Genomic DNA, 22,433 nt, shown 5'->3' with positions numbered 1-22,433 from the left:
TGTCGTTCCGTATTGCATCTAACAACAAGACGACATTATGAATACCTCACGTTTTACGCTATGCGCCCTGGCAGGCGCCGTCACGCTCGCACTGCATGTTCCGGCATTCGCCGAAGAATCCACTATCGTCGTCACCGGCTCAGAGCAGGGCAGCGCGCTGCCGGCCTGGACGAACAGCGCCACGAAATCGGCCGTTGCCGAAAGTAAAACGCCGCAGGTCATCACGACCGTCTCTGCGCCGGAAATAGAAAAGCGTCATGCGAATTCCGTGAATGAAATCCTGCGCTATGCTCCGGGCGTCTCAACCGAGGTGCGGGGGAATACGTCATACATGAGCGAATACAAAATTCGTGGCTTTACCGTCGACCAGGAGTTCTACAACGGGCTGCAGCTGCCCTATAACGTTACCGGCAATACCAAAGCGCGAATCGATCCGCTGTTGATTGACAGCGTTGATATCCTGAAAGGCCCCTCATCGGTACTTTACGGCGGCGGTTCACCGGGCGGGCTGGTGAATATTCAAAGCAAAAAACCGCAGCGTGAAGCCCGAACCGAAATCGGCGTTAACACCGGAAACCGTAATCTGAAAGAGGGCTATCTCGATTCAACCGGGCAGGTTGCCGACAGCAACTGGAACTACCGTCTGCTGGGCAAAGCCACGGAAAACGACGATCAGCCGCACACCACCCGGTATGAAAACTACCTGGTTGCGCCGTCCGTCACCTGGCAACCGGACAGCAAAACCCGCCTCACCCTGGACGCGCTGGCGCAAAACACCCCGAGCCTGACGCCGTCTAACCCGCTGCCGCTCGCCTACCTGCGCTCGAAATACGCGGGCAAGCGCGACTACGCTGGTGATGAGTGGAGCGGGTTTAAGCAGCGTCAGTGGATGCTGGGCTACAGCTTTGAACATGAATTTGACAGCGGCTGGGGCTTTAATCAGAAGGCGCGCTATTTTGATGTCGATACCCATCAGCGCAGCGTCTATGCAACGGGGACGGGAAGCGAGGCGTATCAGCTCAACCGCTTTGCCTACACCACGGATGAAGATCTGCAGAGCTTCAACATTGACAACCAGGTGACCAAAACCGTTGCGCTGGGCGAGTGGAAACACCACCTGCTGGCCGGGTTTGACTACCAGAAGCTGAACTCCCACTTCCACTACCGCTACGCGTCGGCCACCCCGGGTATGGATATGCGTCAGCCAGACTATTCGCAGATCCAGGAAAGCGCGCTGGGGCTCTACACTGCCCAGAAAAACCGCCTCAGCTATCAGCAGAACGGCTATTACTTACAGGATCAGGTAGAGTTTGGCGGCCTCAATCTGTTGGGCAGCCTGCGCTACGATGATTACCGCTCCGTCACCACCAACTACCTGCAAAACGGTGATAAGGCCTGGGTGTCGCAGGATCGCGTCACCAAACGTCTGGGCGCGCTTTACGCCTTCGATAGCGGAATTTCGCCGTTTATCAGCTATTCCGAAGGTTTTGCGCCGGTGTCGCCGCAGGGCACGCTTGTGGCGAAAGACGTTAAGCCAACCACCAGCAGGCAGGTGGAGGGTGGGGTAAAATATCTGCTGGCCGACTACGCTACCACCTTTACCGCCTCGGTGTTTAACATCCGTCAGAAAAATGTCGTTACCTCCGATCCGGGCTTCCTGAACTATCGTCAGACCGGGGAAGTGGAATCTAAAGGGGCAGAGCTCTCCGCCATTAGCCGTCCGACGGACAACCTGACGCTGATTGCCAACTACGCGTACACCCACGCGATCAACAGGGAAGATGACAAGTACAAAGGTAAACGTCCAACGCAGGTGCCGGAGAATACCTTCAACCTCTGGGGGGATTACACCTTTGAAAACACCGCGCTGAAAGGGCTGATGCTGGGCGCAGGCGCCCGCTACACCGGTCCGATGGAAATCTCTCCGGCAAACGACGCGGGTAAGCTGGGCGGCTCCACCCAGTACGATCTGGCGGCTTCATATCGGATGGGCGAGATCCTGCCTTCGCTGGCAGGGCTGACGCTTAAGGCCAGCGCGCAGAACATCACCAACAAAGAGACGCTGACCTGCTACGATGCGACCAACTGCTGGATTGGGCGTGACAGGACGTATCAGCTAGGGGCGAGTTACAGCTTCTAGGTAACTCCCTGTGAGTTCAAAATGTAGGCCGGGTAAGGCGTAGCCGCACCCGGCATTACTCCCTTACTGCGCCGTCGCTTTTACCGGCGCAGCCTCATCATTCGCCGCAGGCCGATTCTCCGGCACGCTGTCGCAAGGTTTCTCTTTCGGGCAGACCCGATCCAGCATTTTCAGCGTCACGCCGTTGCTCCAGCCGAAGCCGTCCTGCAGCGGATACTCGCCGCCGCCGCCGCCCGTACCGGTGGTCGACACGTCATACTTCTCAACCAGTTTCTTTTCCCGGTCATAAGTATGCTGAACGTTCTTCAGGAAGCGCCAGGTCACGTCCATCGAGACCTTCTCTTGCCCGTAATTCTGCAGCCCTTCCGCAGCCACCCATTGCAGGGGGGCCCAGCCGTTTGGCGCATCCCACTGCTGGCCGCTGTTTACGGTGGTTGTCGCTATCCCGCCCTGTTTCAACAGGCGCGACGAGGTTGCCGCGGCGACTTTATCGGCACGATCCTGCGCCGCCGCCTTCACGTAAAGCGGGAGCAGGGCTGCGGCGGTGAGCTGATTGCGTACCTTCTTGCTCTTCAGATCGTAATCCGCGTACCAGCCCTCTTTATCATTCCACAGGTGGCTCTCGATGGCTTTTTGACGCGCCGTAGCCAGCGCTTCGTATTTACTTGCGCTGGCGGCGTCGCCGCTCTCCTGGCTTGCCCGCGCCAGCAGTTTCTCCATCTTAAACATCAGGGCGTTCAGATCCACGGGAACAATGCTGGTGGTCCGGATGGTGCCGAGCTTTTGCGGGTCGTCCATCCAGCGGGAGCTAAAGTCCCAGCCCGAGGCCGCGGCGGAACGTAAATCACGATAGATCTCGGTCGCGGGTCGGTTAGGGTTACTTTTGGCAGTATTCACATCGTCAAGCCAGGACTCCGGACGCGGGGTATCGCGGTCGTCCCAGTAGCGGTTGAGGATAGCGCCGTCGTCCAGCTTCACCACGCGCTTGTTGGCCTGGCCCGGCTGAAGGGCATCAACGCCGTCCATCCAGTAGGCATACTCTTTTTCCATCTGCGGACGATACTTCTTCAGCGCATCGCTGTCGTGGGTTGCCAGCAGTTCCACCATCAGCGAGAAGAACGGCGGCTGGGATCGGCTCAGGTAATAGCTGCGGTTGCCGTTGGGAATGTGGCCGAAGGTGTCAATCTCATAGGCAAAGTTATCCACCATGTCGCTGATTTTGTCCCAATGATCGCTCTCTGCCAGGCCCAGCATGGTGAAATAGCTGTCCCAGTAGTAAACCTCGCGGAAACGTCCGCCTGGCACAACGTAAGGTTTCGGTAACGGCAGAAGGGAATCCCATTTGTTGCTGGCTTTATCGGTGGTGCGCGTCAGCACGGGCCAGAGATCGTCAATGTGCTCACGTAAACTTTGTCCAGCAGGCGGAACATATTTTTCCCCTTCCGCAGGGAGCGTAAAGTTCATCTCGACAAAGTGGCGTAAGTCAAAGCTGGACTGCGTGTGCTGCATCCGGTAGTCCGCCAGAATCATCAGCGGGTCGCTTTTGGGGACGGCATCAGCAAAGGTTTTCTGATCGGGAAACAGTTTGGCGCTTTGCACATCGTTAAACAGAGGGCCCAGCAAAATATCGGGTGAGGTTGTCTGGGCTGCGGGGCTATCGTCGGCATATCCCAGTGTCGTTACGCCGAGCAGCGCGCCGCCTAGCGCAAGGGGCAAAAACGCGGGGCGTAGTGTACGAGGTCTTATCATCAGTTCGTCTCCTGTCTTCACTAAACAGCGTGACCGCTGTTGTCAATCACCTGAAAACCTTAGACGAATATTGCCCGCTTCGCGTTAAATATTGCCGGTCTTTCAGACCTCTTCCGCGGTCTGGCTGGCTTCCCGCAGCGTGCCCGGCGCATGTCCAATAATGCGCTTGAATGCCCGGCTGAAGGCCGCCAGAGAGCCGTATCCCAGCCGCAGCGCGACGGTTTCAATGGGTTGATTTTCATGCCGAATGTACTGAATCGCCAGCCGCATTCTCAGCTCGCTGAGATATTTTGCCGGAGTGGTTCCCGTCGCGGCCAGAAACCGTTCGGCGAACACGGAGCGGGACGTGCCCGCTTCTTTTGCCAGATCCGCGACGCTCCAGTTCAGGCCTGGCTGCTGGTGCATGGCGTAAATGGCACGGCTCAGGCGCGGGTCGCGCAGAACCTGCACCCAGCCGGTGGCTTTACCGCAGCCGCCTTCAACCCAGCCGCGCACGATTAATGCCGCCACCACGTCGGCAAGGCGCGCAAGGATCCCGGCATACCCGGCCTGACGCGCCGCGGATTCCCGCTCCATCGCCGCCAGCAGCGGATGAATTTCCGGCCAGGTGGACATCAGCCGGCTGACCATCATCACTTCCGGCATCGCTTTGATCAGCGGCTGCATCCCGCCCAGCTCAAAATCCATGCACCCGCTAAAGATGAGGGTATTCTCGCTTTCCGGGCAGGGCTCGCAGGTGATAGCACACACCGAGCTGCAGATAGGCTCGCTCGGGAAGGCGTTGATGGGCGTAATGGTGGCCTGCTCGTCAGAGAGCAGCGCGTGGGAATTCCCGCCGGGAATAAAGAGGGCGTCGCCACCGCTCAGTTCGAACGTTGCACCGCTCTCCATGCGCAGCAGGGCGCTACCGTGGCTCACAAAATGGAACTGTGCCCGGCCGGGCGCCTGATGAAACGCGACGCCAAACGGCGCGCTGGCCTGGATCCGCCGATATTTCACGCCTGAAAGACGCATGCCGCGTAAAAGTTCGCTGATCAGATCGGGTGACTGTACGGTCATGGCACAACTCCGGACGAATAATCAATAAGTGGAGATTATATGTCATAGATCGTCCAGGGTGAACCTTCTATTCTTTTGCGACACTAGTCACATTTTTATAACGGGAGATCAACAGATGAGTTCATGTGTCGCGGCGAGCGAGGCGGTAGCGCCTGCTAAACCCGCCTGGCGGGCCGTCTATTCTCTGGGGCTGGGGGTATTTGGTTTAATTACGGCAGAATTTCTGCCGGCGAGTTTGTTAACGCCCATGGCCGCGAGCCTGGGCGTAACCGAGGGGATGGCCGGACAGGCCGTCACCGCCACCGCGCTGGTGGCGCTGGTCACCGGGCTGCTGATTACGCCAGCCACCAAAAGTATTGACCGCCGCTGGGTGCTGATGTTTTTCTCGGTGCTGCAAATTATCTCCAGCCTGCTGGTGGCCTTTGCGCCCAACCTGCACGTCCTGCTGATGGGGCGTCTGCTGCTGGGGGTAGCCATCGGGGGATTCTGGGCGATGTCGACGGCGACCACGATGCGTCTGGTTCCGGCAGATAAAGTGCCGAAAGCGCTGGCGGTGATCTTCTCCAGCGTATCGATAGCCACGGTGGTCGCGGCGCCGCTCGGCAGCTATCTGGGCAGCCTGATCGGCTGGCGCAACGTCTTTATACTCTGCATTCTGCCGAGCATGCTGGCGCTGCTGTGGCAGCTCTGGTTGCTGCCGTCCATGAAGCCGGAGAGCAGCGGCAGCCTGAGTACGCTGTTCCGCGTGCTGCGTCGTCCGGGAATGATCGGCGGCATGCTGGCGACCATTCTGATCTTCAGCGGCCATTTCGCCTTCTTTACCTACCTGCGTCCGTTCCTGGAGACGGTGGGCCAGGCGAGCGTGGAGACCATTTCTCTGATCCTGCTGGGCTTTGGTATCGCCAACTTTGTGGGCACTTCTGTTGCAGGGCATCTGCTGGCACGCAATCTGCGCCTGACGCTGGCGCTGGTACCGTTTGCGATGGGCATTCTCGCGCTCATGATGGTCGCCTTTGGTCATCTGGCGATGCTGGACGGGCTGCTGGTCGCGCTGTGGGGCTTTGCATTTGGTCTGGTTCCGGTGGGCTGGTCAACCTGGCTTGCCACTACCGTTCCGGATGAAGCCGAAAGTGCAGGAGGGCTGCTGGTGGCCTCAATTCAGCTGGCAATCAGTGCCGGTGCGGCCGGGGGCGGGGCGGTCTTTGACCTCAACGGTGCCAGCGGCGTGTTCGCGGGAAGCGGTTTCCTGTTAGTAACGGCGATGGTGATTGTGTTTATGGGCGTGAAAGTGAAAGCGGATTGAATTATTTGCCGGGTGGGCGCATGCGCCACCCGGCATCAGGCTTACAGCCCTTTCTTATCCATCAGCACCGCCAGATCCACCAGGCGGTTAGAGAAGCCCCACTCGTTGTCATACCACGCCAGGATCTTCACCATGTTCCCGCCTATCACCAGCGTGGAAAGCCCGTCGATAATTGAGGAGCGTGGGTCGCCCTGGTAGTCGCTGGAGACCAGCGGTTCATCGCTATAGCCCAGAATGCCTTTAAGAGGCCCGCTGGCGGCCGCGTTGCGGAATGCGTCATTCACCTCTTCGGCGGTTACATGACGGCTCAGCGTTACCGTTAAATCCACAATCGACACCACTGGCACCGGCACGCGCAGGGAGTACCCGGTCAGTTTGCCGTCAAGGGAAGGGATCACTTTCCCCAGCGCTTTCGCCGCACCGCTTGAATAAGGCACAATCGACAGCGCCGCCGCGCGTGCGCCGCGCAGATCTTTTTCCGGCTGATCGTGCAGCGCCTGGCTGTTTGTGTAGGCGTGCGTCGTGTTCATCAGGCCATGCTCAATCCCGAACTGCTGGTGCAGCACCTGAGCGGCCGGCGCCAGACCGTTCGTGGTGCAGCTCCCGTTGCTCACCACCGCGTGTTTGGCGGGATCGTACTGCTCATGGTTGACGCCCATCACAATCGTCAGGTCGTCGTTTTTCCCGGGAGCGGAAATGATGACGCGCTTAGCGCCGCCGTGGGTGATATGCACCGCCGCTTTCTCCCGCTCGGTAAAGAAGCCGGTGGCCTCAATCACCACGTCTACTCCAGCTTCACGCCACGGGATATTCGCCGGATCGCGTTCGCTAAATACGGCGATCCGCTGGCCGTCTACCTGCAGCGCACCGTTACCCGCTTCAACGGGCGCGGGCAGCGTGCCCAGAAGGGAATCATGTTTCAGCAGATGGGCGAGGGTTTTACTGTCCGTCAGATCGTTAATGGCCACAATCTGCAGATCCGGGTTGCCCAGCGCCGCGCGCAGGAAATTACGTCCGATACGGCCGAAACCGTTAATACCGACCTTAACCATGGTGCACTCCTTATCTCTGTTGTCTGGAGTCACTGTAGGCGTCGGGCAGGTTGGCGTAAACGACAAAAAAGGATCAGATTACGCCATCTTGCGGCAGTGGAAGCGCTGGCGGTACTCGCCGGGCGTGAGGTGAAGCTGTTTCTCAAAGATGCGGCGCAAGTTAATGCTGGTGCCAAACCCGCTTTGCTCGGCAATGCGCTCAAGGGAGTCATGGGTCTGTTCAAGCAGCTGACGGGCCGCGGCCAGGCGCGCTTCGGTCACATAGCGGGCGGGAGAGACTCCCGCGTCGCGGGTAAACACGCGGGTGAAGTTACGCGGGCTCATTGCCGCTTTCTCGGCCAGATTTTCCACGCACAGATCGGCGGTGAGGTTCTGCAGGATCCAGGTTTGCAGTTCGCCTATCGGACCGGATGTGCTGGGCTGCTGAAGGCTGTAGCGGCTGAACTGCAGCTGCCCGCCGGGACGGCGCAGGTACATCACCATATCCTGCGCGACGTCGCGGGCGAGGGTAAATCCGTAGTCGTCCTCCACCAGCGCCAGGGTCAGATCGAACCCGGAACTGACGCCGCCGGAGGTCCAGATGGGGCCGTCCTGAATGTAAAGCGGGCCGCCTTCGACCCGGATTGACGGATACTGTGTCTGCATTGTCTCCAGCAGCCGCCAGTGGGTGGTCGCGCGGCGACCGTCCAGCAGGCCGGTCTGGGCCAGCAGCATCGCGCCGCCGCAGATAGAGGCTACCCGCCGGGCGTGCGGCGCAGCGAGGTGCAGCCAGTCCACAACGGCCGTGCTCTCCTGCTCGTTCATGCCGCGTCCGGTGATGATAATGGTATCCAGCGGTTCACGCGGATCCAGCTCCGGCAGGCGATAGTCCGCCAGCAAATTCAGGCCGGACTGGCCGTGGATCACCTGGTGAGGCTGCGTGGTGGCGATGATAATCCGGTAGCGGGGCTGCGCAAGCCCTTCCGGATGCAGCCGGTTGGCCTGCATCAGAATGTCGGCGATACCGGCGGCTTCAAACAGCATGCCGCCGTCGGGAACAATAATCAGGATCTTTTTCATGTCCTGAAAAGTACCTTTATTGCAGAATAAGTCAAGGAGCGCATGACCCCCACGTTTCTGGCAAAGCAAAGCGATTAATGTTCTTTGTTATTTCAGGCGTTTTCCCCGATCGTCAGAGAATTATCTCTGGCGAAACGGCGTCTGAAGGAATGAGTCAACGAAGCTCCCTCTATTTACATCCGCAACAACGCGAACAAATCCGCCACCACGCATCGGGTTTTTTATGGCGAAGCGAGCTGCCCACGTGGCTGCTGATTATCACTATTTATGCAGGCTGGTTTACCACGCTGGCGTTCTGGCAAACGCTGGGCCTGCTGCCCGCCACGCTGCTGCTCATCGGGTTTACCGCCTGGTACATGTCGCTGCAGCATGAGCTGATCCACGGGCATCCCACCCGTTTTGCCTGGCTGAACCAGCTGTTTGGCACGCTCCCGCTGGCGGTCTGGTATCCGTACGGCCTGTACCGGGACTCCCATCTCGCCCATCATCGGCACCATAGCCTGACCCATCCGGTGGATGACCCGGAGTCGTACTATTTTACCGACGAGAGCTGGGCGCGCTTTTCTCCCTGGCAGAAACGGCTTATCAGGGCCCGGAATACCTTTGCCGGACGGCTGATGCTGGCACCGCTGCTGGATATCCTTCAGACGCTGGGCAGCGCCGCGGCGGCATTTCGTCACCTTCACCTGCGCGCAATGATGATGTGGCTGGTGCACCTTTTGCTGCTGGTGGCACTCTTCGCCTGGATGACGCACGTCGGTTTTTCTCCCTTCTGGTTCGTGCTGGCAGTCAGCTATCCGGCGCTGGCGCTGACCAAGATCCGATCGTTTTTCGAACATCGCGCGGCGGACGATCCGCTGGCGCGCTCCGTCATTAACGAGGCCGGGTTATTCTGGCGGATACTGTTTTTGAATCTCAACTACCATTCAGTGCATCACGATCTGCCGGGCGTACCCTGGTACGGGCTGAAGGCGATCTACCAGCAAAACCGGGAGGCGTACCAGCAGCGAAACCACGGTTTTCTCGTCAGAGGCTACGGTGAATGGCTGCGTCAGTTCTGGGTGAGACCCGTCGACGTCACCGTTCACCCAGGAAAACAACAGGGGGAAGGGTATGAGTAACCTGCTGGCGTTTCCCATGTATGCTGTGGATCGCGCCGACACCCTTGCGCTTTGGCTGGCGGTAAAAGGGCTGCTGGCTGCCCGCGGTGCGTCCGTCGATCGCGATCCCGGCTGGCCGGAGTCCGATCTGCTGACCCACTGGCGACAGCCTGCGCTTGTCCTCAGCCAGACCTGCGGTTATCCGCTGGTCACGCAGCTTCCGGACGTGCAGGTGGTCGGCTGTTTTCACTACGCGGCCCCGGGCTGCGAAGGGTTCCAGTACCGCAGCTTTCTGGTGGTACGCGAGGAGGATCGGCATCTCACGCTGGCGGATTTTCGCGGACGTCGTGCGGTATGTAATTCTCCGGATTCGCAGTCCGGCTACAATGCGCTGCGAAAAATAGTCGCTCCCCTGGTGAGCAACACTCCATTTTTCGCGCAAACGTCCTTCAGCGGCAGCCATCGCCAGTCGCTGATCGATGTCAAACGCGGGGCAGGGGATATCGCGGCCATCGACTGTGTGACATGGGCGTTACTGCAGCGTCACGAGCCGGAAAGACTGACGGGGCTGGCGGTGATTGACCATACCCCTCTGACGCCGGGGCTGCCGCTCATTACCTCGCCCCACGCCTCGCCTGAGACCCTGAACGCCCTTCGCGATGCGCTCCGCGCGCTGGTGAGTTTGCCGGAATATCGGGCCGTGCGCGGCGCGGTGCTGATTGACGGTTTTAGCGTGGTGACGCGCCAGGCCTACGCCTCATTGTTGGCGTGATAAATCTCCTGCGCGTCGGTAAAACAGCGCAGCGCCAGCGAGGAGACGGGCTTCTGCCTGCGCATAATCAGGCCGACAGGGGCCTCAATATTCGCGTCGGCGATGGGGACAATCCTGAAATTACTGTTCAGATCTTCCAGACCGTTATTCAGCGGCATCACGGCGCAGCATACGCCGCTTTGCACCGCCTGGATGATCTGAAACGTGGAGTCGCTCTCGAAAACGGACGCCGGTTCGATGCCTGCAGACTTAAAGCTGGCCTCCATATGCGCCCGGTAATGCATCCCTTTAGTCAGAAACCCCAGCGGAAAATCTGTCAGATCGCGCCAGGTCAACGTCTCCTGGCCGAGCTGGAAATGGCGGACGTCGTGCAGCAGGCCCATCTTGGTTTTGGGTAGCTGGATAATATCGAACAGGCTGGTGTCGATGCTGTTGAGGTAGCAAATTCCCAGCTCAAGCTGATTGCGGCTGACGCCGTCGGCAATCTGTGCGGAGGACATGGAATAGAGGCTGTAGGTCAGCTCCGGATATTTTTGGGTCAGCAGGCGAATAAAGATCATCGGATCCACGCTCGCCAGCGGCACCATCCCGAGACGTAGTTCGCCCACCACCTGGCCTTTGCACAGCGCCGCTTCCGCCTGCAGCCCGTCGTGCGCGGCCAGCAGCGCGCGTGCCCACGCGAGTATGCGTTCACCCTCCGGCGTAAACCCTTCAAAGCGCTGTCCTCGAACAATCAGCACCAGCCCCAGCTCCTCTTCCAGGCTGCGGATGCGCATGGAGAGGGTCGGCTGGGTGATGTTGCACTGCGAGGCCGCCTTGCCAAAATGGCGGGTCTCGTCGAGCGCGATTAAATATTTTAACTGTTTAATATCCATCTTTTTCTCTGCGCGAACTACCTTACAGCATGCGGATCTCTTTAGAGCGCAGGGTGATGCGAACCGGAACGGATTTATACGACGGCGTACCGCTGTCCTTATCCAGATAATCCAGCGGTACCAGCACGTTGGCCTCCGGATAATAGGCGCCGACGGTCCCCGGCGCGATGTTGTACGCCACCACGGTAATGTCTTTCAGACGCTGAACGCTGCCGGGGAGGGCGGTTTCGATATCCACGCGGTCGCCATGTTCCAGCCCTGACTGCGCCATGTCGTCCTCGTTCATGAACAACACGTCGCGGCGGCCAAATACGCCACGGTAGCGGTCGTCAAGGGCGTAAATGGTGGTGTTGTACTGGTCGTGGCTGCGCAGCGTGATTAGCCGCATAACATGCTCACCTTCGCCGCTGGCGTTCTCGTGAACGCCGTCGAACACCGAGAACATCGCTTTTCCCGTCGCCGTTGGCCAGATGCGTTGCGTGGGCGGCAGCGGCATACGGAAGCCGCCGGGAACGCGGATCCGCGCATTGTAGTTCTCAAAGCCCGGGATGGTCTGCTCGATCAGATCGCGGATGCGGTCGTAATCCTCAATCAGCATCAGCCAGTCCACGCGGGTTTCCGGCAGTGTGGCTTTCGCCATGCCGGCGACGATAGCCGGTTCCGAACGGAGTAACGGTGAGGCGGGTTTCAGCTTGCCGGATGAGGCATGGACCATCGACATCGAGTCTTCGACGGTAATGGACTGACGACCGGTAGCCTGAACATCCAGCTCGGTACGGCCAAGACACGGGAAAATAAAGGTCTCTTTGCCCACCAGCAGATGGGTGCGGTTCAGCTTGGTGCCGACGTGCACGCTCAAATCCAGGTTACCCATCGCTGGAAAACCACGTTCGTGATCGGGCATCGCCACCGCAAAATTACCCCCGAGGCAGATGAGCGCCTTCGCGCGGCCGTCGATCATCGCCTGCGTGGCCTGCACCGCATCGTGTCCATGGTGAGACGGCGGCTCAAAGCCGAACACGTCCTTCAGACGGTTCAGGAAGGCCGGCGTGGGTTTCTCGCTAATCCCGACGGTACGGTTCCCCTGAACGTTTGAATGACCGCGCAGGGGGCATATTCCCGCACCGGGCTTGCCAATATTCCCGCGCAGCAGCAGCAGGTCGGCGATCAGGCGGACGTTCGCCGTGCCTTTATTGTGCTGGGTAATGCCCATCCCGTAGGTAATGATGGTGGCATTTGATTTCGCATAGGCGTCGGCTACCGTTTTGAGGGCCGCCTGACTGAGACCTGACTCGCGTTCGATCTCGTCCCAGCGGGTCTGTGCGATATCGGCGGCGAAGTCCTCAATGCCCTGGGTGTGTTCGGCAATAAATGCATGATCCAGCATGCCACCGCGCTCGGCCTCCATTTCGAGAAGGTGTTTGGCAATGCCTTTCAGCGCGGCGGCATCGCCTCCGGCCTTCACCTGGAAATAGGTTGAGGCAATATCCGTAGAGCCGTAAGTTGCCATTTCAATCACGCTTTGCGGATCGGCGAAACGTTCGAGGGCGCGCTCGCGCAGCGGGTTAAAGACGATAATCGGCACGTTGCGGCGGGCCAGCTCGTGGAGGGTGCCCATCATTCGCGGATGGTTCGTGCCGGGGTTGTGACCGATGGAGATAACCAGCTCGGTCTTGTCGAAATCATCCAGCGAGACGGTGCCTTTCCCGATGCCAATCGAACGCGGCAAACCGACGCTGGTGGCCTCGTGACACATATTAGAGCAGTCGGGGAAATTGTTGGTGCCGTATTCGCGAGCGAACAGCTGGAACAGATACGCCGCTTCGTTAGAGGCCCGCCCGGAGGTATAGAACTCAACCTGGTCCGGTTCAAGCCCGCGCAGCACTTCGCCGATGCGTTCAAACGCCTCGTCCCAGGCGACGGGCCGGAAGGTATCGCTTGCCGGGTCATAGCGCAGGGGATGCGTGAGTCGACCGTAACCTTCCAGCTCAAAGTCCGATTTTGCCAGCAGCGAGGAGACGCTGTTTTCGGCCAGAAACGCGGGGGTAACGCGTTTGCTGGTGGCTTCCCAGGTCACCGCTTTGGCGCCGTTCTCGCAGAACTGGAAGGTCGATTTGTGTTCTTTATCCGGCCACGCGCAGCCCGGGCAGTCAAAGCCGTCAGGCTGGTTGGTGCGCAGCAGCGTCGCGGGGGCATCAAGGGTATCCATTTGGGTACGTACTGCAATGGCCGTCGCTTTCAATGCGCCCCAGCCGCCGGCAGGACCGTCATAGTGTCTGATACCCGGCACCGAGCGTCTTTTCTTGTTCATACCCACTCCTGATTTGTTCGGTCACACAACGTCTGAACCCCTAAAAGCGCTGCAAAGAGCGATAAGCGAAAGCAATGACGACCGGATGGCGACGCGCGTGCGGTACGAAAAGATGCTTTAACTTAAATTCTTTTTATTACAGTTGTTTATAGGGTCTGGTGTTGAAACATTTAAAGAAATTATAACGATTTTTTATCATTTTAATAATAAATCTTATCTATCGCACGGTAAGCAAGATAGATGGGGCGAGCAGGAGAAGATGTAGCACCAATAAAGTTTCGAATGAAGCCTTTGAGCGGTGACAATAAAAAACATTCACAGCTGGCGGGCTATCGCGGGCATTTTCGGCTGCGATAAGGTCAGGAAGGTTAATTCAGGCTTAATGATTAATGGATAAAATTTAGGCCTGACGGGACAAATGCCATAACGAGAAATATAAAGTTATTTTTAGTCGTGAAATTAACATTCTGCAACCTAAGTGAAATAGTTACATTCGACTCTTAGAGTCCGATCGATATTAAAGATACCCTGTTAGTGCAACAAATAATTCATCGTTGATATATTCTGCTGACCTCATCAATACGCAAATTCTACTAATTATGGTAGTGGCGATAATAGTGGTATTGCGTTAATGAAAGTATTTCTCTTTTGTATTTTTGGTATATAAAACATTAAGTTGCAGTGTATTCTGGTAGGAAAATAAGAGGGTTTGGGCTATGTCGGGTTTTTTCATAGGATTAATCCTATAATTTTCCGACTGCTTCATTTAGCAACAGTTACGCAACGGTAAATATTGAATTGAGGCAAAGCTCATGTAAACTTGCTTACCGTTTGTCAAAATATGTCAGGAAGACGCTGGGCCTTATTCTGAAGGGCTCGTGCGGTAGCTATGCCCTTAAAATAGTAACGCCCCGAAAATATCCTGGCTATTTTAACAATAGCACTTAAGTCAAACTTCACCCCCTTATCTTCATCATCGAAATATCGCTACGGAAAAGCATATGAAAATGCGCGTACTGTTTTCACTTCTGTTTGTAATGGCGGTGGCGGGCTGTAAAGCGCCGCAGAAACCTGTGATCAACGACGATACGATCGAGACCAGTCAGGTCAACGGCGTCACCTTAACCCACCGTCACGCTGTTACCCCGCCGGCGGAGTTCACGCCGGTCAACGAGCCGTATCGTGCTATGTATCCGGCCTCTCTGATGAGCCGCCCTGACTTCGGCGGTAAAGTTATCCGCACTCTTGATACCGGAAAAACGTACGTGGTGCTGGGTCAGGTTGAACACTACTGGATGGCGCTTGCCGATGAAGGTAACGAGCAGCTGATTGGTTACGTCCCGATGCGCGCCGTGATCAAGGCCGACCTGTACGACGCCGCCGTGCGTAAACAGGCTATTCGTCCGAAGACGCGTAAAAAAGCGACCTGTGTCGATGTCGATGGTAACAGCAAAGCCTGCAAAGACAGCGCTAATGGTACCTGGATCCTGAACTAAACGGCTTTCATGAGCGCATTTTTATGAATAATAAAAATTTTCATAGGCTGTGGTTATTCTTTTACGCGGTGATTTTCGCCCTGGTCAGTGGTTGTACGTCGTCTTCACACAGCGACCCCTCCCGCTACAATCTGCAGTTTCAGGCTCATCCACAAATCAATGAATCTGCGCCGCTTAAGGTCCGGGTGTTGTTGCTGAAATCCGATGCGGATTTCATGTCCAGCGACTTTTACTCCCTGCAGAACAACGCGTCAGCCACGCTTGGCGCGAATCTGCTGAACAGCGACGTGTTTTTCCTGATGCCGGGACAGCTGTCTAAAACCCTCAGCGGGCAAAGCTCTCCGGAGGCCCGCTACATAGGCGTGATGGCGGAGTATCAGGTGCTGGATGGCAAAAAATGGCGCGTTTCACTTCCTCTGCCCGTGCCTGGCGAAAATCATATCTACCAGTTCTGGAAATGGTCCGCAGATGAACTCCAGGCCAACGTTTTTCTCGACGTGAACGGCATTCGGGTCATCAGCCAGTAACGCGCTTCAAAACAGGAAATACATCATCATGACGAAAGCAGAAAAGGTCGTCTGGACCGAAGGCATGTTCCTGCGTCCACACCATTTTCAGCGGACTGAAAGCTATCTGCTCAACCATGTTCGTGAATGGGGCGCGCTGCAGCGATCGTATCTCTGGGGCTTTCTTGACGTTGAACTGGATGAAGCGATGCTTCGTCAGGGATGCATAGCCCTGAGCTACTGCAGTGGGTTGCTGCCGGACGGCACCTTTTTCCAGGTCCGTAACGGGCGCAACGGCCCTGTACCGCTGAAAATTCCTGACAATCTCACTAACGAAAAGGTGGTGCTCGCGCTGCCGGTTCGTCGTGGCGAGAGAGAAGAGGTGATTTTCAGCGAAGAGCCTGCCTCGCTGGCGCGCTTTATCGCTTTCGAGCAAGAGGTGGAAGACGACAACGCAATGTCGGTGGGAGATGCCACCGTTCAGTTTGGCCGCCTGCGTCTGACCCTGATGCTGGAAAAAGACCTCACGGCAGAATGGACCGCCATCGGCGTGGCGTTTGTGACGGAGAAACGTAACGACAACCACGTGCGGCTCGACAACAGCTACATCCCGCCGATGCTCAATGCCAACAACAGCCCGCAGATCTACAGCATGATCAACGATCTGCACGGCTTGCTGGTACAGCGCAGCCAGCAAATTGGCGGTCGTTTGCGCCAGCCCGGTCGCTTTAATACTTCTGAACTGATTGAGTTCACGCTGCTGTCGCTGGTTAATCGTCATCTGGGCGAGGTGTCTCATTTAAAAACCCTCCCGCTGCTGCATCCGGAAACGCTCTGGCGCGGTTGGCTGCCGTTTGCGACCGAACTTGCCACCTGGACGTCGCAGCGGACCGCCGAAAGCGTGCTGCCGATTTACGATCATGACGATCTGGCAAACTGCTTCAGCAAGCTGATGCTGATGCTGCGTCAGGGGCTGTCGCTGGTGATGGAAGACCACGCGATTCAGATCCCGCTTAACGAACGCTCTCACGGCCTGAACATCGCCACGGTGCCTGAAACCAGCATGGTGCGTGAGTTCGGCTTCGTGCTGGCGGTAAAAGCCAACGTGCCGGGCGAACACCTGCAAACCCATTTCCCGGCGCAGATGAAGGTCGCACCGGTGTCGAAAATCCGCGATCTGGTTCAGCTTCAGCTGCCGGGCATTATGCTGCGGGCCATGCCGGTCGCGCCGCCGCAAATCCCGTGGCATGCCGGCTACAGCTACTTCGAGCTCGAGAAGGGCAGCGAGCTGTGGCACGAGATGGATAAGTCCGGCGCATTCGCCCTGCACCTTGCAGGGGAGTTCCCGGGGCTGGATATGGAGTTTTGGGCCATCCGTAGCCCGACAGAATAATAAAGCGAGCGCTTAATATGCAGGAACGACAGGACACCGGCAGTGATGCCGCGTTTACCGGGGCCAGTAGCAACAATCAGCTGGTGGCGGCCGCCAATCCGCTGCTCAATGCGATTCCGCAGATCCGTCATTCGGTCTCCCATGACGATCAGGTGGCGTTACGCCAGCGCCTGATCGATGAAATTCGCCGTTTTGAAGTCCGCTGCCAGCAGGCAGGGCTGCCCTACGAAGTGATCGTCGGGGCACGTTACTGCCTGTGTACGGCGCTCGACGAGGCCGCCGCGCTCACCCCCTGGGGCAGCAGCGGCGTCTGGTCCAGCAACGGTCTGCTGGTGACGTTCCATAACGAAACCTGGGGCGGCGAGAAGTTCTTCCAGCTGCTGGCGCGCCTGTCGCAGAACCCGCGCGAGCACATTCTGCTGCTGGAGATGATCAACTACTGCCTGCTGCTGGGCTTCGAGGGACGCTATCGGGTTCTGGATAACGGCCGCACCCAGCTTGAGACCATCAAGCAGCGGCTGTGGCAGATGATCCGCGGCGTGCGCGGCAGCTATCCGCCGCCGCTTTCTCCCCATCCGGAAGATCGTCCCGTGCTGCGTAAGCTCTGGCGGCCGATGGTTCCCCTGTGGGCCTGCGTGGCGCTGGCCGGGTTTATCGCCTGTCTCTTCTATATCGTGCTTAACTGGCGTCTTGGCGACAGCACCAACCCGGTGCTGGCGAAGATTTACCAGTCCCAGCTGCCGGAAACCACTATTCAGCAACCGGCCCGTCAGCTACCGGCGGTGCTTAACCTTCGCGGTTTCCTGAAGCCTGAAATCGAGGCTGGCCTGGTGGCGGTGAAAGACGAAGCGGATCGCAGCGTCGTTATCCTGAAAGGCGACGGGCTGTTTGCCTCTGCCTCGACCGTCGTGCGCGACCGCTATGAACCGGTCATCAACCGCATTGCGCAGGCGATGAATAACGTCAGCGGCAAAATTCTGGTGGTGGGCTACAGCGACAACGTGCCGATCCGCAGCGCGCGCTTTGCCTCCAACTATGAACTCTCTCTGGAACGCGCCCGCTCGGTACAAAAAATGCTGCAGGGAAGCCTCTCTCAGCCTGGCCGCGTGAAAGCGGAAGGGCGGGGCGAGATTAACCCGGTAGCGCCGAACACGACGCCTGAAAACCGCGCCCGTAACCGCCGTGTGGAAATTACTCTGCTGGTGTCGCCTGAAAACACTCAGGCCGAGCTGAACGGATTGCCGCAAGGAAACTAAGGAATGCTGACTACACTTCTTTCCATTTTGACCAACCGCATTCTGTGGAGCTTCCTCGGCGTAACGGCGCTGGCGGCGGTGATCTGGATGATTGGTCCTCTGTTGTCCATCGTGGACACCCGACCGCTTGAATCAGAACAGAACCGTATTATCAGCATTGCCGTGGTCTATCTGCTCTGGGCACAGGGCCACATTCTGCCGCGCCTGTACAATGCCTGGCTGAACCGCAAGCTGATGGACAAGCTCAAGGAGAATACCGCCAGCCCGGAAGCCGCGGATCCGCAGAAGCGGCTGAACAGCGAGGAGCAGATCCTCGCCAGCCGTTTTGATGAAGCCGCGCAGATGCTTAAAAAAGCGCACTTCAGCAAAGCGGGCCAGGGCGCCCAGTGGACGCAGCGCTTCAGCACGCAATATCTCTATCAGCTGCCGTGGTACGTCATTATCGGCGCGCCGGGATCCGGTAAAACCACGGCGCTGGTCAACTCCGGGCTGCAGTTCCCGCTGGCCGACCGCTTCGGTAAGACCGCGCTGCGGGGTATTGGCGGCACGCGTAACTGCGACTGGTGGTTCACCAACGAGGCCGTGCTGCTGGACACCGCGGGTCGTTATACCACCCAGGAGAGCGAGCAGGCGCAGGATGCCGGTGAGTGGCTGCAGTTCATGGGGTTACTGCGCAAGTACCGCCGCCGCCAGCCGATTAACGGCGTCATCGTCACGATCAGCATTTCGGACCTGCTGACCCAGTCTGCCGAGGCGTCCCGCCAGCAGGCGGTGAACCTGCGCCAGCGCCTGTCCGAGCTGCATGAACAGCTGGGTATCCGCTTCCCGGTCTACGTGATGGTGACCAAGGCCGACCTGCTTAAAGGCTTTCGCGCCTGGTTTGCCGACTACGATAAAGCGCAGCGCGACCAGATCTGGGGCTTTACGCTGCCGTGGGAGCAAACCAAACACGCCGATTACGACCTGATGGGCAACTTCCAGCAGGAGTTTTCTCTGCTCCAGCAGCGCCTCGATGCCGGGCTGCCGGAAACCATGCTGAAAGAGCATGACGCGAAGACCCGCGCGGAAGCGTATCTCTTCCCGCAGGAGTTCGCCGCGCTGCGTCCGCTGCTGGCGGACTACCTGAGCACCGTCTTCGCCCGCTCCAACTTCGAAACCGAGTTCTCTCCGCGCGGGATCTACTTCGCCAGCGGGACGCAGGAAGGCATGCCGTTCGACCGCGTGATGGGCGAACTGAACCGCGCGCTGTCGCTGCCGGAAGGGGGAGAGGCGGATAACTGGGATTCGGTCAGCAAAGAAGCGCCTATCCCGGGGGCAAAAGGCCAGAGTTTCTTCATTAAGAACCTGCTGCAAAACGTCATCTTCCAGGAAGCCGGGATCGCAGGCGAAAACCGCTGGTGGGAGCTGCGCAACCGGGCGGTGATCTGGTCCGGCTACGCGGCGCTGCTGGCCCTGCTGGTGATCCTCGGCGGTCTGTGGCTGACCAGCTATGCCAAAAACAAGGCCTACCTGGAAGAGGTGGATGCGAAGGTGCCGCTGCTGGACCAGCAGAGCAAAGCCTTACAGAGCCAGACCCAGCGTGACCTGTTCGATCTGCTGCCGCTGCTGAATAGCCTGGTGGATCTGCCGAAAAGCGACGCGTTTGATGTCAACGATCCGCCGGTATCCCGCCGTATGGGACTCTATCGCGGGGATGACGTCAGCGACGCCTCGCAGTCGCTGTACCAGAAAGCGCTGGATCAGATGCTGCTCCCTGCCGTTGCCATGCACATCACCACCTGGCTTCGTAACGACAACGGCAGCGATGTGGAATACAGCTATGAAGCGCTGAAAGCCTATCAGATGCTCTATCAGCCGAAGCACTACGACGGTAAATTCCTGCATTCGTGGGTGATGCTCAACCTGCAGCGGAATCTGCCGCAGAACGTCACGAAGGCGCAGCTGCAGCAGCTTGAATGGCACCTGACGCAGCTGCTGGAGCCGAAGATTCAGGCCTCGCCGTACGCGCAGGACGAATCGCTGGTTGCCCGCGAAAGGGCGATGATCGGCCAGCAGCCGCTCTCCACGCGGGTGTACGGTCGCCTCAAGCGCCTGCTGGAGCATGATGACAACCTGAAGCCGGTTTCCCTTTCCGACCTGGGCGGGCCGCAGAGCGAGCTGGTATTTTCCCGTAAAAGCGGCAAGCCGGTCAGCGAAGGCGTACCGGGGCTCTATACGCCGGACGGCTACTGGAAAAGCTTTAACGGCCAGATTGACAGCGTAACCACCGCTCTGCACGAGGACGACGCCTGGGTGCTGGGGGCCGCGACGGCGCAGGAGGATAAACAGCAGATCGACAACGCCGTGCGCCAGCTCTACATGCGCGACTTTATCGCAAACTGGGATCGCTTCCTCGCCGACATTCAGCTCAATAACAGCGCCGATCTTTCCCAGCGCATCAACACCGCGCGCCTGCTCTCGGGCGCCAACTCGCCGCTGCGCCGTCTGGTGCAGAACCTGAGCCAGGTCCTGACGCTCTCCCGCGATACGCCAGCGCCGGAAGATGCGGGTAAAGCACAGGCGCAAAGCAACCGCGCCACCCGCACGCTGGAAGCGCTGTTTAGTAATAATGACAATGCGCCGACGCAGGCCGCCGCGGTTACCCAGGCGCCGGAACAGCTGGTGACCGACCACTACGCGCCGATGATTGAGCTGGCCCAGCCGCTGGAGAAGGGCGGGAAGACCATCGTGTTTGACGATTTTCTCAAGCAGGTGGATGAGCTGTATCGCTACCTGACCGCCGTGCAGGATGCGGCCAACAGCGGCATGCCGGCGCCGGGCGGGGAGGCGATCAGCCGCCTGCAGGCCAGCGCTGGTCGTCTGCCGGGCGGGCTGCAAACCATGTTCAGCAACATGGCGGTGGGCGCCAGCAGCGATACCCAGCGTCGTGACCTGGAAAACGTACGGAAGCGGATTAACGTTGAAGTGGGCGGGTTCTGCCGCCAGGCAATTGCCGGTCGCTACCCGCTGGTGCGCAGCGCCAGCACCGAGGTCACCCCTGACGATCTCGCGCGCATGTTTGCGCCGGGGACCGGGCTGATGGATACCTTCTTTCGCGATAACCTGACCAGCAAAGTGGACACCACCCAGGCAAACTGGCGCTTTATGCCGGGCATCGACGGTAAAACGCTGCCGGGCAGTGAAGGGCTGCTGAGACCGTTCCAGCAGGCCCAGTCGATTCGCGACGCCTTCTTTGCTAACGGCGCAACCACACCGTCTTTCAAGGTTACGGTTCGCACCGTGCGAATGGATAACTCCATTCTGAACCTGACGCTGGACGTTGACGGCCAGCTGCTGCGCTACAGCCACGGCCCGCAGGCCGTGCAGATCATGAACTGGCCGGGGCCGGGCGGCACCAACCAGGTGCGCATGCAGCTGGGTCTGGCTAACGGCAGCACGGCGACGCTGGTGACCAACGGTTCCTGGGCGCTGAACCGCTTCTTTGATAAGGCGAGCACCAGCCCGGGGGCGGGTAGCCTCAGCCGTCAGGCCACCTTCAACGTCGACGGACATCAGGTCACGCTGGAGTTTGCGCCAAACAGCATTCGTAACCCGTTCCAGCTTCCCCGTTTCTCATGCCCATAACCGCAAGGACAGCCGTATGACGAATACCCCTGCGATGAACCGCTACAGCTGGTATGGCAAGTTACCCAGCGCCGGAGATTTTTTGCAGCGTCGCTTTCCTGACACTTTACAGCGCCAGTGGTCACACTGGTTCCAGGTCGGTCTGCTGGCCTGGCAGCAGGAAGAGCAGCGCAGCGGCGAGCGCCAGTTTCAAAAAGCGCCAGTCTGGAATTTTGTGGTACCGCCCATGCTGGGCAGCCAGATGATCCAGATGGGCTGTCTGCTGCCCGGCCGCGACAGCGTTGGCCGACAGTATCCTGTTTGCCTTCAGCTGAGCTTCGCGCCGTCCGAATGGTCGACCAGCCTGCTCAGCCAGGCCGAAAGCTGGTATCAGCAGATTGGGCGCCTGGGGCTGCACGCGGTGCGCAACAGTTTTTCCGCCTCGCAGCTCGACGAAATGCTGATGACCATTCCGGCGCCGCAGCCGGTCGAGCCGCAAAAGCGTTCCGACATACTTGATGTGATTGGCTATGACGAGGACGGGCAGAGCACGCTGGGCTGGCCTCAGGCGGCTGAATGTTTTGATCCTCTGCGTCAGACCAGCTACTGGTGGACCAACCGCTGCGACGGCTACCCGCTGTACACCCACGTGCACAGCGGTAACTTTACCGGGCAGCTTTTCACCCTGCTGTTCGACCCGGCAGGGGGCGCTCGTCCGGGCCGTCACGGTCTCTATCCGCCTATGTTTGAATAAGCAGG

16 protein-coding genes are annotated in these 22,433 nt (G+C 58.6%); 10 read left to right on the top strand and 6 right to left on the bottom strand.

The annotated features are described in order from the left end of the window. Nucleotides 1-37: 37 nt before the first annotated feature. Nucleotides 38-2,140 (top strand): TonB-dependent siderophore receptor, encoded by a 2,103-nt coding sequence (locus LRM19_RS15310; protein ID WP_271369278.1) that lies wholly within the window; start codon nucleotides 38-40, stop codon nucleotides 2,138-2,140. A gap of 63 nt (nucleotides 2,141-2,203) precedes the next feature. On the opposite strand, the gene LRM19_RS15305 is transcribed toward LRM19_RS15310, so the two are convergent. Further along, a complete protein-coding gene (locus LRM19_RS15305; RefSeq protein ID WP_271369277.1) occupies nucleotides 2,204-3,889 on the bottom strand; it encodes an alpha,alpha-trehalase in 1,686 nt (561 codons plus the stop codon). A gap of 102 nt (nucleotides 3,890-3,991) precedes the next feature. Further along, nucleotides 3,992-4,948 (bottom strand): AraC family transcriptional regulator, encoded by a 957-nt coding sequence (locus LRM19_RS15300; RefSeq protein WP_111964777.1) that lies wholly within the window; start codon nucleotides 4,946-4,948, stop codon nucleotides 3,992-3,994. A 115-nt stretch (nucleotides 4,949-5,063) separates the two neighbouring features. Between LRM19_RS15300 and LRM19_RS15295 the strand changes: the two genes are divergently transcribed. Continuing rightward, nucleotides 5,064-6,251 (top strand): MFS transporter, encoded by a 1,188-nt coding sequence (locus LRM19_RS15295; RefSeq protein WP_271369276.1) that lies wholly within the window; start codon nucleotides 5,064-5,066, stop codon nucleotides 6,249-6,251. Nucleotides 6,252-6,292: 41 nt separating this feature from the next. On the opposite strand, the gene gap is transcribed toward LRM19_RS15295, so the two are convergent. Together gap and LRM19_RS15285 are read right to left on the bottom strand one after the other, a co-directional pair. Beyond that, nucleotides 6,293-7,303: a type I glyceraldehyde-3-phosphate dehydrogenase gene (gene gap, locus LRM19_RS15290; RefSeq protein ID WP_271369275.1), complete on the bottom strand. Its 1,011-nt coding sequence runs from the start codon at nucleotides 7,301-7,303 to the stop codon at nucleotides 6,293-6,295. Nucleotides 7,304-7,381: 78 nt separating this feature from the next. Then, entirely contained in the window at nucleotides 7,382-8,362 is a 981-nt protein-coding gene (locus LRM19_RS15285; RefSeq protein WP_271369274.1) for a GlxA family transcriptional regulator, read from the bottom strand. A 149-nt stretch (nucleotides 8,363-8,511) separates the two neighbouring features. On the opposite strand from LRM19_RS15285, the gene LRM19_RS15280 reads away from it, so the two are divergent. Continuing rightward, a complete protein-coding gene (locus LRM19_RS15280) occupies nucleotides 8,512-9,483 on the top strand; it encodes a fatty acid desaturase (RefSeq protein WP_271369273.1) in 972 nt (323 codons plus the stop codon). After that, nucleotides 9,476-10,234 carry a phosphate/phosphite/phosphonate ABC transporter substrate-binding protein gene (locus tag LRM19_RS15275; RefSeq protein WP_271369272.1) on the top strand — a complete coding sequence of 253 codons (759 nt, stop codon included), beginning with the start codon at nucleotides 9,476-9,478 and terminating at the stop codon, nucleotides 10,232-10,234. Before LRM19_RS15280 ends, LRM19_RS15275 begins: the two co-directional genes overlap by 8 nt. Here the strand turns inward: LRM19_RS15275 and LRM19_RS15270 are convergent. Continuing rightward, nucleotides 10,213-11,109 carry a LysR family transcriptional regulator gene (locus LRM19_RS15270; protein ID WP_127731385.1) on the bottom strand — a complete coding sequence of 299 codons (897 nt, stop codon included), beginning with the start codon at nucleotides 11,107-11,109 and terminating at the stop codon, nucleotides 10,213-10,215. The two genes, LRM19_RS15275 and LRM19_RS15270, sit on opposite strands and share 22 nt — an antisense overlap. Nucleotides 11,110-11,131: 22 nt before the next feature. Beyond that, a complete protein-coding gene (locus LRM19_RS15265) occupies nucleotides 11,132-13,420 on the bottom strand; it encodes an FdhF/YdeP family oxidoreductase (RefSeq protein ID WP_271369271.1) in 2,289 nt (762 codons plus the stop codon). A gap of 1,001 nt (nucleotides 13,421-14,421) precedes the next feature. Here LRM19_RS15265 and LRM19_RS15260 point away from each other — a divergent pair. Genes LRM19_RS15260 through tagF form a run of 6 tightly spaced genes read left to right on the top strand, consistent with a single transcriptional unit; the run spans nucleotide 14,422 to nucleotide 22,428 of the window. Further along, nucleotides 14,422-14,916: an SH3 domain-containing protein gene (locus LRM19_RS15260; RefSeq protein ID WP_111964770.1), complete on the top strand. Its 495-nt coding sequence runs from the start codon at nucleotides 14,422-14,424 to the stop codon at nucleotides 14,914-14,916. 23 nt (nucleotides 14,917-14,939) lie between these two features. Further along, nucleotides 14,940-15,443, top strand: coding sequence for a type VI secretion system lipoprotein TssJ (gene tssJ / locus LRM19_RS15255; protein WP_249576199.1), 504 nt, complete (start codon nucleotides 14,940-14,942; stop codon nucleotides 15,441-15,443). A 28-nt stretch (nucleotides 15,444-15,471) separates the two neighbouring features. Then, on the top strand, nucleotides 15,472-16,815 hold the full coding sequence (tssK, locus tag LRM19_RS15250; protein WP_271369270.1) for a type VI secretion system baseplate subunit TssK: 1,344 nt from the start codon (nucleotides 15,472-15,474) through the stop codon (nucleotides 16,813-16,815). A 17-nt stretch (nucleotides 16,816-16,832) separates the two neighbouring features. Then, nucleotides 16,833-18,071 (top strand): DotU family type VI secretion system protein, encoded by a 1,239-nt coding sequence (locus LRM19_RS15245; protein ID WP_045404313.1) that lies wholly within the window; start codon nucleotides 16,833-16,835, stop codon nucleotides 18,069-18,071. Between the two features lie 3 nt (nucleotides 18,072-18,074). After that, complete coding sequence (gene tssM / locus LRM19_RS15240) at nucleotides 18,075-21,695, top strand: type VI secretion system membrane subunit TssM (RefSeq protein WP_271369269.1); 3,621 nt, start codon at nucleotides 18,075-18,077, stop codon at nucleotides 21,693-21,695. Nucleotides 21,696-21,711: 16 nt separating this feature from the next. Further along, nucleotides 21,712-22,428, top strand: a complete 717-nt coding sequence (tagF, locus tag LRM19_RS15235) for a type VI secretion system-associated protein TagF (protein WP_029740102.1) — start codon at nucleotides 21,712-21,714, stop codon at nucleotides 22,426-22,428. Nucleotides 22,429-22,433 lie beyond the last annotated feature (5 nt).

The organism is Enterobacter sp. PI-10, assembly GCF_027947695.1.
Classification (GTDB): domain Bacteria; phylum Pseudomonadota; class Gammaproteobacteria; order Enterobacterales; family Enterobacteriaceae; genus Enterobacter; species Enterobacter vonholyi.
The sequence above is the reverse complement of the archived record's forward strand: the minus strand, read 5'-3'. Positions and strand labels throughout refer to the sequence as shown.